Raw genomic sequence first — 14,962 nt, forward strand, 5'->3', positions numbered from 1 at the left:
TTAAAACCGGTAAGACACACCGGCAATAAAGGAGCGCCCCGGCATGGAGGTTCCCAAACTGCCGTTAGATTTGGCCGGCAACATAATGTACGGGTCTTCATCCAGTGCGAAAAATACCGGGTGTTCATTTTTATCCAGAATATTATCTATGCGACCATAAAATGTCAGGGACGGGCTGATATCGACATCCGCATGTAAATTCCAGACCATAAACGGGGATTTACGCATAACATAAGAGGTATAAGGACGGACTTCAGGGATAATTCCTTCTTCGGTTTTATACCACATTGGTCCGCGCAAAATGCCCTGAAGCTGAATACTCCACGGATACTGACCATTGGAAAAATACAGGTCATTAATCACGGCGCCCTGATATTGATACATCCGCTGCACTTTTGTACTGTTATTGGTCGCGGTTATCTGTGCGCCTTTATCTTCCATATCGAAGTTCCAGCTGCCGTTAAACCGTAATACCCAGTCCCAGTCAGTCTGCCAGTTCATTAATTGATTTACGGCGGTACGGCTGTTTATTTCCAGCCCGCGCACAACAATATCATTTTCACTGTTTGCATACTGATATACATTGGGTGAGATAGTATCTGTTTGTATTCTGTCCTGAATAGTATTTTGAAACAGAGAGATATCAACGGAATGGAGAGAATTGCCAATAATGGCACCAACTTCAATCTGCCGGTTACTTTCTGCATTCAGTGTGCTGTTACCTAAATATTGTGCGCCGGACAGGGTTGTATAATCGGCACCCAACTGTGTTGCAGTAGGGGCGCGGTATCCGGTTGCCAGAGAGGATTTCAGGTTCAGCCACTCATTTACCTGATAGTTTGTTCCCAGACTCCAGGTTAATTTATTATAGGATGTACTGCCGGTAAATTGATTGTCCAGGTGCGGTGTTTTATCAAAGTCTGTTTTACCATAGGTATAACGCATTCCGCCGCGAATTATCCAGCTGTCATCAAATAAGCTCTGTTTGTCATCAAAATAAAATGCATACAGGTTTTCAGTCTGATTATTATCGTAAGGCGCGGATTGTTTGATTGGTTTTCCGCTCACACTGACCTGATGCCGCTCAGAGCGTAAACGACTGTGTTCATAATCGACACCCAGTAACAGATCGTTTTGCTCATGAATTTTAATGACCGGCTGAAATTTAATACCATAAATATCTAATGCACGGCGGTTATGATCACTGCTGGTTTTCGCTGTTATCGGCGATGCCCATCTGAAATTATCCACATCCTGAATAAAATATGCATGGGTATCCATGCTGACGATACTGTCATTATTACCGTTTTTCCAGACCAGATCCGCAGAACGGTTATAACGGGTATCTTTGGCATAAATATTCCCGGTTGACCCGCGAAAACCGCCGTCATAAATACCATCTGTCCTCAGTGATAAATCCACCAGGTTATTTTCGTCTATTTTCCAGCCTAAATTCCCGCTTAAACCAAAGCGTTCCCAGTTTGTATTTTCCTGTTTATGTCCGCCTTTACCTGAGTGGTAATCATCCCGGCGCCCGGCTTCAAAACCAAAATAGCCGTATATATCGCCGTTATCATTCTGAAAACCATAGCCGCCATAGGTTTGTGCTAATCCCCATGAACCGGTTTCAACTGATAATTTTCCGCCTTCATCGGTTAATCCGTTTTTCAGGAAAATATTAATTACCCCGCCCATTGCCTGAGAACCGTAAATAACAGAAGAGGGGCCTCTGATAATTTCAATCCGGCTGACATCTTTAGGTGATAATTTAGATAAATTCGCGGTACCGGCACGGCGGCCGTTTACCAGTACTAAAATCTGACCGGCAAAATCTTTTCCCTGACCGTCGGTTGCAGCACCACGGATATTCACGGATGTTTGTCCGGGGCTCCATTCACTGAAAAACCCGACACTGTTTTGTGCTAATAAATCTGTCAGGCTGGTTGCGTGAGCGCGCTCTATTTGTTCGCTGTCAATAACCTGAGTGGTCACCGTAGATTTGCGTTGCTGCTCTTCACGTCCGGATGCGGTAACCACAATGGTGTCACTTGCCGGATCGGATTTACTGTTATTTTCTGCACTGACTGCTATTTGTGAATACGATATAATTAATGAAAGAAGTGCTATTTTCCTGCTGTCTATTTTCATCTCAAAACTCATTATTTTTATTTATGGCATAACCAAAATATCAACCGGTAATATCCGGAAGGTTTCCCTGTAATAAAGAATATTGCCCACAAATGATAGGCATTATCATTCTACAAAAAAACAACAGGCTAAGTTACTAAAAATAAGAGTAAAAATTCAAAGGGTGAGAGTGGTCAAGGTAATTGAAATTAATCTGTTACAATCACGGGCGGGAATTATAAAAAGGTATGAAGATGTGTCTTTAATCCGCAAAATATTAACAAAATAAACACATCTTTTTTTTATAACATTCCGCCGTGCAGATGATTGCACGGCGGAATAATACATCATAATAAATCAGTTTTTCGCGGGAACCTGAAAACGTTTCAGGCGTAATGCATTAGCCAGAACAAAGACACTGGAGAGCGCCATTGCTGCAGCGGCGATCATCGGTGACAGTAACATTCCGTTGACCGGATACAGCAGACCCGCCGCGACAGGGATAAGCAGGGCGTTATACGCAAATGCCCAGAACAGATTCTGTTTGATATTACGGATTGTTGCGCGGCTTAATGCAATCGCATCCGCCACACCACGTAAATCACCCGACATCAGAACCACATCCGCCGCTTCAATCGCCACATCGGTTCCGGTTCCGATAGCAAGGCCAACATCAGCTTCGGCAAGCGCCGGTGCATCATTAATACCGTCGCCGACAAATGCAACTTTCGCCCCGTTACTGCGCAATTTCTTCAGTGCTGCCACTTTGCCGTCAGGCAGAACTTCCGCCGCGACTTCATCAATACCCAGTTGTTTGGCGATGGCTGCTGCTGTTGCTGCATTATCACCGGTGATCATCGCAACTTTCAGACCCAGAGCATGCAGGGTCCGGATAGCTTCCGGCGTTGTGTCTTTAATCGGATCTGCCACTGCAATAATCGCTGCTAATTTCCCGTCAATTGCAGCATAAAGCGGGCTTTTACCTTGTTCACCAAGACGCTGTGCTTCCGGTAATAAGCGGCTGATATCCAGACCCAGCTGTGTCATAAACCGGTCTGCGCCGACAGAAACAGTGCGCCCGCCGACATCAGCTGAGACACCAAAGCCCGGTACGGCGGCAAAATTCCCGATTGGCGCCAGTGTCAGTCCTTTTTCCTCTGCCGCCGCCACAATCGCTTCGGCAATAGGATGCTCTGAGCGGGTTTCAATGGCTGCAACCAGGGCGAGCACGTCATTGTATTCAAATCCGTCTGCCGGCACGAGGTCGGTCAGTTCCGGGCGGCCCTTGGTCAGAGTGCCTGTTTTGTCGAGTGCGACAACGCTGACATCACGCAGTGCCTGCAATGCTTCGCCTTTACGGAATAAAATTCCCAGCTCAGCGGCGCGGCCGGTTCCCACCATAATGGAGGTTGGTGTTGCCAGTCCCATTGCACACGGGCAGGCAATGATCAGAACCGCAACCGCATTAATCAGCGCGAATGCCAGTGCCGGGTCCGGCCCGATAAATAACCAGATAAGGAAGGTGATTACCGCACCCGTCATAACCGCCGGAACAAACCACATGGTGATTTTATCTACCATCGCCTGGATAGGTAATTTCGATCCCTGTGCTTCTTCGACTAACCGGATGATCTGTGCCAGTACTGTATCTGCACCAATTTTAGTGACACGGAAGCTGAATGCGCCGGTTTTGTTAATGGTTCCGCCGACGACTTGTGAGCCGGTTTCTTTTGATACCGGAACCGGTTCACCGGTGATCATGCTCTCATCGACATAAGAAGCACCGTCAGTTACCTCGCCATCGACCGGAATTTTCTCCCCGGGACGCACAAGAACAATGTCATCTGTCATCACATCACTGAGTTCGACTTCGACTGTTTTTCCGTCACGCAATACGCGTGCCGTTTTAGGCTGAAGTCCGACCAGACGTTTGATTGCCTGTGATGTTTTCCCTTTGGCGCGGGCTTCCAGAGTGCGTCCGAGCAGGATCAGTGTCACTATCACAACGGCAGCTTCATAATAAATATTTGCCGTTCCTGCCGGTAAAATCTGCGGAATAAAGGTGGATACCACGGAAAAAAGATACGCCGCTGCGGTACCTACAGCAACCAGCGAGTTCATATCCGGTGCGCCACGCAGTAATGCAGGAAATCCTTTGCGGTAAAAACGCATTCCCGGACCAAATAACACAATAGTGGCGAGCACAAACTGAATATACCAGTTCAGCTGTTGCCCGAGCGTATCTGTAACCCAGCCGTGTACGCCGGGAATAAAGTGAGAACCCATTTCAATGATAAAAACAGGCAGGGTGAAGACCGCCGCAGTCAGAAGTGCACGGCGCAATGAACGGTCTTCTTTTTCCCGGCGGATCTCTGCCTGATCGTTTGTGGTTGTTCCGCTGTCAGACAAACGCCTGGCTTTATAGCCCGCTTGTGTGACTGCTGCATCCAGGTCAGCAAATGTTACCGCACCCGCAAGATGGCGTACCCGGGCGCGCTCTGTTGCCAGGTTTACGATCGCTTCAGTAACGCCCGGGACATTTGCCAATGCTTTTTCAACGCGCCCGACACAGGATGCACAGGTCATTTCTTCAATGGCGAATTCGGTGGTTTCCATTGTGACGTTATAACCCGCACCTTCAATGGCGCGAATAGCTGCCGGCGCATCGGTATCGCCGGCAAAGGTGATATCTGCCCGTTCAGTTGCCAGGTTAACAATTGCATTATTTACACCCGGAACGGCTTTCAGCGCTTTTTCAACGCGACCTACACAAGATGCGCAGGTCATGCCTTCAACTGATAAGCTCAGCCGTCCGGATGATGAAGATGGGGATAGAGTCGTATTCATAGTTTTTCCCTCTGGAATAAGATTTATAATAAGAAGACTAACCCTTCCCTTTAGGGGAAGGTCAAGCGTTATTAGTTTTTTTTCAAAGAGTGTTGTATTTGGCTTTCATCAGACGCAATGGACTAATATTGATTCAAAGTCACGGCTTCAGCGTTACGTTGTGGTGTAACCTGAACAAAGTATTATCTGGTGGAGTGTTATGACACAGAGGAAAGAACATGATTTACAGAAATAAAAATGTCCCGGAACTGATTGTCAGTCATTTAGAGAAAAGTCTCGCTTTTTGGGTCGGCATTCTTGGTTTTACGATTTTATATGAACGCCCGGAAGAACGTTTTGTTTATCTGGATTTAAACGGGGTTCAGTTTATGCTGGAGGAGCACCAGGAAGATCAATGGATAACTGCACCATTGGTTCCGCCTTTCGGGCGTGGCATTAATTTTCAGATTGATGTTGAACAACAGGATATGATTTTATCGGCATTAGAAAAAAATCATTATCCTTTATTTTCAGCGCCACAGGAAAGAGTCTATCAGGTCAATAACACTGAACGGGTGCAACGCCAATTCCTTGTTCAGGATCCGGACGGGTATTTATTACGCCTGGTTCAGGTTATTAATCACTGAGCAGAAGAAAAGCCGGATAATATCTATTCAATCGTTTTAGTCCAGGGATTAAATCCCGGATGTGTCTCTTCTTCCTGAATATCTTCATCCCGTGAATCAAGATACAGCGCTTCAACTTCTGCGCGCGCCCAGGGGGTTCTGCGCAAAAACTTCAGGCTTGATTTCACACTCGGGTCACTTTTAAAGCAATTTATCTTAATAATCTGAGACAATTTGACCCAGCCATATCTGGCAACGAGAGCATTAACCTGCATTTCAAGAGTGACGCCGTGCAAAGGGTCTTTAGACGTATTTGCTGTCATGAATAAAGTGTCCTGTTATATCAGATATCAAAAAATAGGGGAGCTGGCGGAGTTTAACACAGATTACCGGTTTAATTCCTGTAACAGACGAGTATTAAGATACAGTTTTTCCCGCCCTGACTGCATTTCTTCCAGCACACCTATTTCAACCAGTTGTTTCAGGTAAGCAGAGGCCGTCTGACGTTTTGCCACACCCCGTTCAACAAGATTCTCTATCCGGCAATAAGGTTGTACAAAAAGAACCTGAATTAACTCATGAGTATAAATTTTAGGTAATTTTTCCCGTACGTATCCGGTAATTTCTTCTATTAGTCTGCGGATAACGGCTATTTTTCGGGATGTCCATTTTGCTGTGTTTTCAGTGGCTTCCAGCATAAAAAGTATCCAGGGCTCCCAGCCCCGGTTTTCTGTCACTCCGCGTAATAATGTGTAGTACTTATCCCGGTTTTCCAGAATAAAACGTGACAGATAGAGAATAGGCAATGACAGAATGTCAGTCTGAATCAGATATAAAATATTCAGTATCCGCCCGGTTCGCCCGTTACCATCGGGAAACGGATGAATGCATTCAAATTGATAGTGTAATATTGCCATTTTAATCAAAGGGTCAATATCATCTTCCGCATGCAGGAATGTTTCCCAGTTTGTCAGCAAATCCCGGATAACCGTTTCGCCTGACGGCGGGGTATATATCACATTCCCGTATTGGTCGCTTAATACGGTTCCCGGCGTTTTGCGGATATCCGTCTGAATAGATCTCAGCGTTGTACAAATCGTTATTGCGGTATTAGTACACAGCGGAAATGTGTTTAACTGTGCAAAACCATTATGCAACGCAGTGCGGTAGCGTAATGCTTCTTTAGTTGCGGGGTCAGCGTTCTCTTCGTGACCGGCATACTGAAATAATTGATCGCTGGTGGTAACGATATTTTCAATACGGGAAGAATCTTTTGCTTCCAGCAACGGCAAAATATTGATCAGCAGGGCAGGATCCGGAATCAGTTCTCCTGCTGTTTTCAGTTCAGCAACCGCCGCACGTGCAGTGATGCAGGCTTTGAGTATTTTCCGTGTTTCAATAAGATCCAAATCCGGCGGCAGAGCCGGGAGCGCATTGTAAGGAACTTTCGGATCATGAGTCATATGTTTACAAAACCTGTTTTTATCGACATATGACCATACTATGTTGATAGTATAAACATGTCACGCACTATATGTACGAAAAACCCACTTTTATCGACATATCACTGATATGTGTCGATGTGATAAAGGTATCCGGTGAACCGAACTCATAGCTGTTTTATTAATATATATGTTTTGACGGATATGACGTGGTGATATACACTAACTGACAGATAATAAAGGAGAGGGTATGGAACCATTACAACTATTCAAAATACTCAGTGACGAAACACGACTGAATATTATTTTGCTTTTAAAGGCATCAGGTGAATTGTGTGTCTGTGATATTTATACGGCATTAAACCTCTCTCAGCCAAAAACATCCCGACATCTGGCTATGTTACGTGAAGCCGGACTATTGCTGGATTCAAAACACGGGAAATGGGTTCACTACCGGCTATCTCCTGCATTATTACCCTGGGTAAAACAAATTATAGACCAGGTTTATATCACAGAACAAAGCAGAGTATCCGGATTACTGAGCCCGATAAAAAACAAAGGATCTGCCGGCAGTTGTGCTGACTAAAAAAAATTTAGACAAACACATTTGATAATTCATATATGAAGTCGTGACGACTAATAGTCCCTCATTTTTCAAAAGAGGCAACGCATGCTAATTGCAGCATTTATTTTTATTCTGACTATCACCTTTGTTATCTGGCAACCCAAAGGGCTTGGCATAGGATGGAGTGCAACTATTGGTGCGGTATTAGCACTGGTATCCGGGGTAATCAGTTTTCAGGATATCCCGGTTGTTTGGAATATAGTCTGGAATGCGACTGCAACATTTGTCGCGGTTATTATCATAAGTTTACTTTTAGATGAAAGTGGTTTTTTTGAATGGGCAGCGCTGCATGTGGCTAAATGGGGAGGCGGAAAAGGGCGCTTATTATTTACTTATATTGTTCTGTTGGGCGCATCCGTTGCCGCTCTGTTTGCCAATGATGGTGCGGCATTAATTCTGACACCGATTGTCATTGCCATGTTGCTCGCATTAGGTTTCAGTAAAGGTACAACACTGGCATTTGTTATGGCGGCCGGGTTTATAGCGGATACAGCAAGTCTCCCGCTGATTGTTTCTAACCTTGTTAATATCGTTTCTGCTGATTTTTTTAATATCAGTTTTAACGAATATGCTTCTGTAATGGTTCCCGTTGATATTGCGGCAATTATAGCAACACTGGTGATGTTACATTGGTTTTTCCGTAAAGATATTCCTCAGCACTATACCGTATCAAAGCTGAATAGCCCGGCATCTGCAATTAAAGACCCGGCAACGTTTAAAGCCGGATGGTGTGTATTACTGCTGTTATTGATCGGCTTTTTTGTATTAGAGCCATTAGGTATTCCTGTCAGCGCCATTGCGGCAACGGGTGCGTTAATTCTTTATATCATTGCATCAGCCGGGAAGGTGATTAATACCGTAACCGTATTACGCGGCGCACCATGGCAAATCGTTATTTTTTCACTGGGAATGTATCTGGTTGTTTATGGCTTGAAAAATGCAGGCCTGACGAATTATCTTTCAGATATATTGAATTACCTTGCAGGCATTGGTCTTTGGGCGGCCACATTAGGCACAGGATTTATCACCGCTTTTTTATCCTCCGTAATGAACAATATGCCGACAGTATTAATTGGCGCATTATCAATCGAAGGCAGTGAGGCAAGCGGATTAATACAGCAGGCAATGGTGTATGCCAATGTGATCGGTGCAGATTTAGGACCTAAAATTACACCAATAGGCAGCCTGGCGACACTGTTATGGCTTCATGTTTTATCACAAAAAAACATCACCATTACATGGGGCTATTATTTCAGAACGGGAATTATCATGACCATTCCTGTATTAACCGTCACATTGGTAGCACTGGTGCTTCGTTTGTCTGCCCTGAATTAAGAGAGATAGCATGAGTAATATAACAATTTATCATAATCCGGATTGTGGCACATCACGAAATGTTCTCGGGATTATCCGTAACAGCGGGGAAGAGCCTGATATTGTTTATTATCTGGACACACCTCCGGACAGAGATACCCTGGTAACATTGATGTCAGACATGGCGATCACGGCCAGAGATCTTCTGCGGAAAAATGTTGTACCTTACCAACAATTAAATTTGGAAAATGATATTTTCACAGATGAACAGCTTGTCGATTTCATGTTACAGCATCCGATATTAATTAACCGGCCAATTGTGGTTTCACCGTCAGGTACAAAACTTTGCCGCCCGTCAGAAGTTGTGCTTACAATATTACCTCAACCACAAAAGTGTGACTTTATTAAAGAGGATGGAGAGGTGGTTCATAATCTGTCCCGACAAAAGAGCTGATATCACTTATCCGATCTGGTGGATATTTCATCAGATCACTCTTTTTTCTTCCGGAAATTGATGCAGAACAAGTTAATAAGATTCAATCTCATTGTTTAAGCGTTATCATAAGAAAATCAGAAAAGAACCGGAACATCGCGCTCAGGATATAATTTAAAGCGCGGTTACCGGTTTTTCTGGTTTTATTCAGGATAACTATTGAGGGATATTTATGCGGTTCACAGGATCTTTACGGGAGCCTGCTCATGATTAGCGGCTTATTCATCGGCATGCTCTTTGGCGGGCTTTTACAATCAGGACAATTTTGTTTTGTTTCCGGTTTCAGGAATATTGTTTATCAGAAAAACCCCCGTTTTCTTACTGCGCTGCTGATTGCGGTTTCTATTCAGGCGACCGGATTTTTTACTCTGCAATCCATGGGATTACTGACTATTCCGGAAGGTACACTGCCGGTTACCGCTACTATTATTGGCGGTTTTTTATTCGGGATTGGCATGGTATTAGCGGGCTGCTGCGGTAGCGGTGCCTGGTTCCGATCCGGTGAAGGACTGACAGGAACGTGGATTGCCTTGTTTGCATTTGTCGTCACCATGGCGTCAGCCTGGAAAGGCAGTTTAAAACATTGGATTGATCCATTATTAATACATCCGGCACAGGCTGACACTATTTATAAAACACTGAATATCTCTCCGTGGTTTCTGGTCGCTGTATTAATTATTATCACTGTCGGATTACTGATTTATCAGCATCGTCATCCCCGTTATTCGCCGCCATCATCGGGAAAATTTAAGCGATTACCTCTTAACCTTACCGCCGTACTTATTGGTATACTGGGTATTATTGCCTGGTATTTCAGTGCGGAAAGCGGCCGCAATTTCGGTTTTGGTATTTCTGTGCCTTCCGCCAATGTCATTCAATATTTAGTGACAGGTCAGCAGCGTTATTTCAATTGGGGAATGTTATTTGTTATCGGTATTTTCGCCGGTTCAATGATCAGCGCTAAAATACGCGGGGAGTTTACTTTAACATTACCACCGGACGGAAAAACCGTTGTAAAAAGGTTAACCGGCGGCATAGTCATGGGAATAGGGGCAACACTTGCCGGCGGGTGTACCGTCACTAATTCTCTTGTTGCGACCGCGTATTTCTCCTGGCAGGGTTGGATTTCAACACTGACTATTATGGCCGGCGTCTGGATCACCAGTTATTTCATAAGACCATCACAGTGCAGAATATAGGAACCTATATGAAAGGAAAATTAACAATCTTATTATTATCAGCGCTGTTGTCAGGCTGTGATCAGACCGTCGTAAAAGATATCAGTGTCGGTGAGTTATCAAAAAACCTGGATAATCCGGATTACCTTATTATAGATACACGTCCGGACAGCCTGTATTTTGGTTTTAAAGATAAAGGTGCCACCCGCGGTGGTCATATAAAGGGTGCAATGCAATTTACTACCGGTTGGCTCGATTTTATTGATGAAGACAAATTCAGCAATTTTGTTGCTGAAAAAGGAATTACCAAAGAAAAAACGCTGGTTTTCTATGACAGTAACCCAGACGACCTGGACAGAGTCACCGCTGAATTTGCCGCCAAAGGCTATAATGTACTCGCATTTAAAGAGTTTATTCACTATGCAAATTCAAATTACCCGATGGAAAAATACCCGAATTATCAGATGAGTGTTTCAGCCGGATGGGTTAATGCCGCACTTAACGGTGAAAAGCCGGAAAGTTATACCAGTGATAAGAAACCCGTGATATTTGAAGTTTCATGGGGAGAGGCGGAACAATCAAAATCATATTCCACCCATATTAAAGGTGCCTATCATTTTAATACTGACTGGATTGAAAATGCACCGGTATGGAATTTATCCGAACCAGATGTTATTAAAAATAATTTACTGAAAAATGGTATCCGCAAAGATACCCCGGTCGTAGTCTATTCTGAAAATCAGATGGCGGCATTAAGGGTATTATGGGCGCTGAAGTGGGCAGGAGTTGAAGATATCCGTTTTCTTAACGGTGGTTTGAATGTTTGGATTGATGCCGAATTACCGACAGAAACTGTGGTTAATATACCTGTACCGGTTTCTGATTTTGGTACCGTTATTCCGGCAAATCCACAGGTCAATATTTCCATGCCTGCTGAAGCTGTTCAGGCACAAAAATCAGGATTAAAACTGATCAGTAATCGTACATGGGATGAATATACCGGAAAAATTACCGGCTATGATTATATTCCGCGTAAAGGCGAGCCGGCAGGGGCTATCTGGGGATTTGGCGGTAAGAATTCCAATGACATGTCTGATTATTATGACCCTGACGGCACATTACGTAATCCGGAAGAGATCTTTGCACTCTGGAAAATGCAGGGAATTGAGCCTTCAGATCACGTTGCGTTCTATTGCGGAACCGGATGGCGGGCAAGTGTCTCGTGGTTTATGACGCAAATGGCGGGCTGGGAAAACAGTCAGATATATGATGGCGGTTGGAATGCATGGCAAATGAACCCGGAATTACCGGTGCTGGATAATGCACAGAGCAAAATCAGCAAACCAAATGCACTGAATGACTTTGGTGAAATTGTGAAAAAACCGGGACAATCCTGCAAAAGTTGATATGGCACCTGAATTACCCGCCTGTTTACGGGCGGGTATATCTGAGATTGGATTTAATGTTTCAAGACCGCTATATAACTTCTTACGAAATGTAATTAATCGCAAGATATAACTGATAATCGTGTTCACCAGGTATATTCTGAAAATACATAATCCTGATATGATGTTATATCAGTCACGTCCGCAGTAAAAATAATATTGTATGCTGATATCACTATCTGTATACGGATTTTTATGTATTTTATACTGCCTGTGAATTATTGAGATAACATGGTCAGTCGTGATATGAGCGGTTTAATATCGCCGGGAGGGTCTGGTGCGAATTTCCATGGTGGTGATACTTATTGCAGGTATTGTAAGTTGTAATGTCAATGCCGGTCCGCCGGTACTTTCAGAGAACAAAATTAATTTCGTCAATGTTCCTGTGCCGGAGTGTTATACCCCGGTTGAACCGGTATTATCCTTAGCTCCTTATTCAACAATTGACACTTATTACCGTGCTGCCAATAAAATAAAAGGGCAGCGCGATGTAATGTTCTACAAACAAATGTATGTTCTCGGCCGCAAAGCTGCAGATTCCGGACACTGGAAAGCGCAGTTAATGATGGCTGAACTTTATCTGCGCCGGAAAAACCCGAGCTATTACGTGGAATTTAATCCCCAACAGGCCAGAGTATATCTGGATATCCTGATGCGTCAGAATGTCGCAAAATCATTTGCACTGATGGTTGAAAACCGACGTTTATATAAAGATGTCAAAACACCACAATCCGCATTTTTATTTCAGGCCGCCGCACTCGGTGATCCGGAATCAATGGTGAGTGTCGCCAAAATATTCCAGACGGTTAAGCGCTTCGATGATGCAAACAAACTGCTGTCTTGCACCTTAAAATACGATGGCGGGGGAGCTGCTCTGGATGATTTGGCCACTGATGTCGTATTCCATGCCGGGAAAAATATGCAGGAGTGGAATAAAGGTTTTAGTTATTACCTGGCTGCCGCCAAATCCGGTTATATCGACGCTCTCAGCGGTATTATGTTTTATGATGACCGTGACTTCCGGCCGAGATTTAAATATTACTACTTCACCAACCCGGAGTATGCCAGAAGAATGCATACTTTAATGGTACTGGCGGACCCGCTTTTTTATCATGATGATATCAGTCAGAAAGGTAAAAAACGGCGGGTGCAGGGTAATGATAATTACAGTTACCCGAATCTTAATAAAGTTCTGCCGTTTCCGCCTGTTAAAAACCTGCCACCATGGAATGACGATATCACCATCCTGTTATCCGATGAAGATAAACGGGATTATCAGACAGACTATGATTATAAACGACTGGCAAAAGAGATTCAGGTAGACGGATTATTATGAAAATAAAACTTTTTCACTCACTGTTATTACTGGCATACACATCTGTGAGTGCCGGTGCTATGGCCGGAACCTGCGGAAAAACCATTGATCTGGCTATCACTATCGGTAGTCAGGGGGTTGTACTTGCCGCCCCCGATAAACCTGTGGAAGACGGGTCACTCGGGGTAATTTATGCAGGTGAAGTATATGTTTTGCGTGAAAACGGACGCACCGTGCAAAATGGCCTCGCGAATAAAGACGGACAGGTTCGCTATAATTTTGTGATCGGTCAACTGTATCAGTTGGATAATATTATCCAGCCGCGTACCTTTATGATAACTGATGCCGGCTGTACACAACAGCTGATAAATGTCCGGTAATCGATGACAGGGAATAAAGAAAATATGAAAAAAATTACCGGACTTCTTATCACCGGACTATTGATTGCCGGATTTTCGGGTATTACTGCACATGCATCGGATTATAATCCGTCAAAACGATATCCTGCGGTAAAAATACTGGAAATACCGGCACCTCCCTGTGTCGAATATAAACGAATACCTGACAATTCTGTTCCGTCTGCAGAAAATGCCTATCAGATTGCACGCAAAATATGGGAAGACGAAGAAATCGGCTTATACCCGCAGATGTATCAACTGGGCGAACAAGCGGCCAGTGCCGGACACCTCCGGGCTATGCTGCTGATGGCAACATTATATACTCAGGAGAAAATAGATAACGGATTTTACGAATATATCGAATTTAATTCCCAAAAAGCAGAGCAATACCTGAATTACCTGATGGAAAGAGGATATACCGAAGCCTTCTTTAATACGGCAAATATCCGCAGCTACAGTCTTATCAAAACAGTCAGTCCTGCCTCTTTCTTTTTTAACAGGGCGCTGGAAAACGGCCATCCGCAGGCAATGATGGGAATTGCGAAGTTACATATTGATGCCCGCAATACAGCAAAAGCAAAACCCTTCCTGCACTGTGCAGCACAAAATGGCTCAGGGATTGCGTTAAATATGATAGCACTGGCACAGAATTTAAATGCCACAACACAATCGGACTGGGATACTGCCTTTAATACACTCTGGCGTGCCGCAAAAGCAGGAAACGCCTCATCATTTAAAGAGTTTGCCCGCTTTAATAGCGATTATAAGGCCCAACAAGGTAAAAATTATCTTTCCCCGGAATTTATAAAACGGACCGGGCGCTTTGCTGACAGTTTACATTTCGGGCTGTTTTTGAGTGACCCGTACCGAAAAAGTATCGGACAAAATCCGCTGAAAAAAGGTTCGGGATACAGACGATACCCGAATCTGGAAAATGTTCTGCCGTTGCCCCCGGCGAGACTACCGGCCTGGAACGGCGATATGACACTGGCGATGTCAGCGACCGATGCCCGTTATTACCGCGAAGATTATACATTAACCAGGCTTAATGCCATGCTTGGCCGCCGTAATGACGTTCCCGGGGGCAGAGTGGTTATTTTTTATTGTGACGGCAAAAAGAATTGTGCTGTGAAAAAATAACACAAAATATCTGTTCCGGAGGGGAATGAGTTT

General features: G+C 44.2%; 13 protein-coding genes. 9 read left to right on the top strand and 4 right to left on the bottom strand.

The features are described from left to right. Positions 1-2,148, bottom strand: a complete 2,148-nt coding sequence (locus AYY17_RS00205; protein WP_067421258.1) for a TonB-dependent receptor plug domain-containing protein — start codon at positions 2,146-2,148, stop codon at positions 1-3. Between the two features lie 336 nt (positions 2,149-2,484). Further along, complete coding sequence (locus AYY17_RS00210) at positions 2,485-4,974, bottom strand: heavy metal translocating P-type ATPase (protein ID WP_067420325.1); 2,490 nt, start codon at positions 4,972-4,974, stop codon at positions 2,485-2,487. Between the two features lie 218 nt (positions 4,975-5,192). Between AYY17_RS00210 and AYY17_RS00215 the strand changes: the two genes are divergently transcribed. Further along, the gene (locus AYY17_RS00215; protein WP_067420326.1) at positions 5,193-5,600 is read left to right on the top strand and encodes a bleomycin resistance protein; all 408 of its coding nucleotides are present in this window, start codon (positions 5,193-5,195) and stop codon (positions 5,598-5,600) included. Positions 5,601-5,623: 23 nt separating this feature from the next. Here the strand turns inward: AYY17_RS00215 and AYY17_RS00220 are convergent, their stop codons facing one another. Together AYY17_RS00220 and fic are read right to left on the bottom strand one after the other, a co-directional pair. Beyond that, positions 5,624-5,902 (bottom strand): VF530 family protein, encoded by a 279-nt coding sequence (locus AYY17_RS00220; RefSeq protein ID WP_067399625.1) that lies wholly within the window; start codon positions 5,900-5,902, stop codon positions 5,624-5,626. A gap of 63 nt (positions 5,903-5,965) precedes the next feature. Continuing rightward, a complete protein-coding gene (fic, locus tag AYY17_RS00225; protein WP_067420328.1) occupies positions 5,966-7,042 on the bottom strand; it encodes a protein adenylyltransferase Fic in 1,077 nt (358 codons plus the stop codon). A gap of 229 nt (positions 7,043-7,271) precedes the next feature. Between fic and AYY17_RS00230 the strand changes: the two genes are divergently transcribed. From AYY17_RS00230 to AYY17_RS00265, 8 genes are all read left to right on the top strand, one after another. Then, on the top strand, positions 7,272-7,607 hold the full coding sequence (locus AYY17_RS00230; protein ID WP_067420330.1) for a metalloregulator ArsR/SmtB family transcription factor: 336 nt from the start codon (positions 7,272-7,274) through the stop codon (positions 7,605-7,607). Positions 7,608-7,691: 84 nt separating this feature from the next. After that, positions 7,692-8,981, top strand: a complete 1,290-nt coding sequence (locus AYY17_RS00235) for an arsenic transporter (protein ID WP_067420342.1) — start codon at positions 7,692-7,694, stop codon at positions 8,979-8,981. Between the two features lie 10 nt (positions 8,982-8,991). Then, a complete protein-coding gene (gene arsC, locus AYY17_RS00240; RefSeq protein ID WP_067420344.1) occupies positions 8,992-9,414 on the top strand; it encodes an arsenate reductase (glutaredoxin) in 423 nt (140 codons plus the stop codon). 245 nt (positions 9,415-9,659) lie between these two features. Further along, positions 9,660-10,652, top strand: a complete 993-nt coding sequence (locus AYY17_RS00245; RefSeq protein WP_067420346.1) for a YeeE/YedE family protein — start codon at positions 9,660-9,662, stop codon at positions 10,650-10,652. Between the two features lie 8 nt (positions 10,653-10,660). Beyond that, positions 10,661-12,037 (top strand): rhodanese-like domain-containing protein, encoded by a 1,377-nt coding sequence (locus AYY17_RS00250; RefSeq protein ID WP_067420348.1) that lies wholly within the window; start codon positions 10,661-10,663, stop codon positions 12,035-12,037. A 316-nt stretch (positions 12,038-12,353) separates the two neighbouring features. Continuing rightward, on the top strand, positions 12,354-13,412 hold the full coding sequence (locus AYY17_RS00255) for an SEL1-like repeat protein (RefSeq protein ID WP_156656597.1): 1,059 nt from the start codon (positions 12,354-12,356) through the stop codon (positions 13,410-13,412). Further along, on the top strand, positions 13,409-13,771 hold the full coding sequence (locus AYY17_RS00260) for a hypothetical protein (protein ID WP_067420355.1): 363 nt from the start codon (positions 13,409-13,411) through the stop codon (positions 13,769-13,771). The genes AYY17_RS00255 and AYY17_RS00260 overlap by 4 nt, the downstream gene beginning before the upstream one ends. A 24-nt stretch (positions 13,772-13,795) precedes the next feature. After that, positions 13,796-14,929 (top strand): SEL1-like repeat protein, encoded by a 1,134-nt coding sequence (locus tag AYY17_RS00265; protein WP_156656598.1) that lies wholly within the window; start codon positions 13,796-13,798, stop codon positions 14,927-14,929. Positions 14,930-14,962: the final 33 nt, after the last annotated feature.

Source organism: Morganella psychrotolerans (assembly GCF_001676055.1).
In the GTDB taxonomy this organism is placed as follows: Bacteria; Pseudomonadota; Gammaproteobacteria; order Enterobacterales; family Enterobacteriaceae; genus Morganella; species Morganella psychrotolerans_B.

Bases quoted from the DNA above. Each gene is read 5' to 3' on its own strand.
- AYY17_RS00250 (WP_067420348.1), top strand. From the start codon at position 10,661: ATGAAAGGAAAATTAACAATCTTATTATTATCAGCGCTGTTGTCAGGC.
- AYY17_RS00210 (WP_067420325.1), bottom strand. From the start codon at position 4,974: ATGAATACGACTCTATCCCCATCTTCATCATCCGGACGGCTGAGCTTA.
- AYY17_RS00230 (WP_067420330.1), top strand. From the start codon at position 7,272: ATGGAACCATTACAACTATTCAAAATACTCAGTGACGAAACACGACTG.
- AYY17_RS00245 (WP_067420346.1), top strand. From the start codon at position 9,660: ATGATTAGCGGCTTATTCATCGGCATGCTCTTTGGCGGGCTTTTACAA.
- AYY17_RS00260 (WP_067420355.1), top strand. From the start codon at position 13,409: ATGAAAATAAAACTTTTTCACTCACTGTTATTACTGGCATACACATCT.
- fic (WP_067420328.1), bottom strand. From the start codon at position 7,042: ATGACTCATGATCCGAAAGTTCCTTACAATGCGCTCCCGGCTCTGCCG.
- arsC (WP_067420344.1), top strand. From the start codon at position 8,992: ATGAGTAATATAACAATTTATCATAATCCGGATTGTGGCACATCACGA.
- AYY17_RS00215 (WP_067420326.1), top strand. From the start codon at position 5,193: ATGATTTACAGAAATAAAAATGTCCCGGAACTGATTGTCAGTCATTTA.
- AYY17_RS00265 (WP_156656598.1), top strand. From the start codon at position 13,796: ATGAAAAAAATTACCGGACTTCTTATCACCGGACTATTGATTGCCGGA.
- AYY17_RS00205 (WP_067421258.1), bottom strand. From the start codon at position 2,148: ATGAAAATAGACAGCAGGAAAATAGCACTTCTTTCATTAATTATATCG.
- AYY17_RS00220 (WP_067399625.1), bottom strand. From the start codon at position 5,902: ATGACAGCAAATACGTCTAAAGACCCTTTGCACGGCGTCACTCTTGAA.
- AYY17_RS00235 (WP_067420342.1), top strand. From the start codon at position 7,692: ATGCTAATTGCAGCATTTATTTTTATTCTGACTATCACCTTTGTTATC.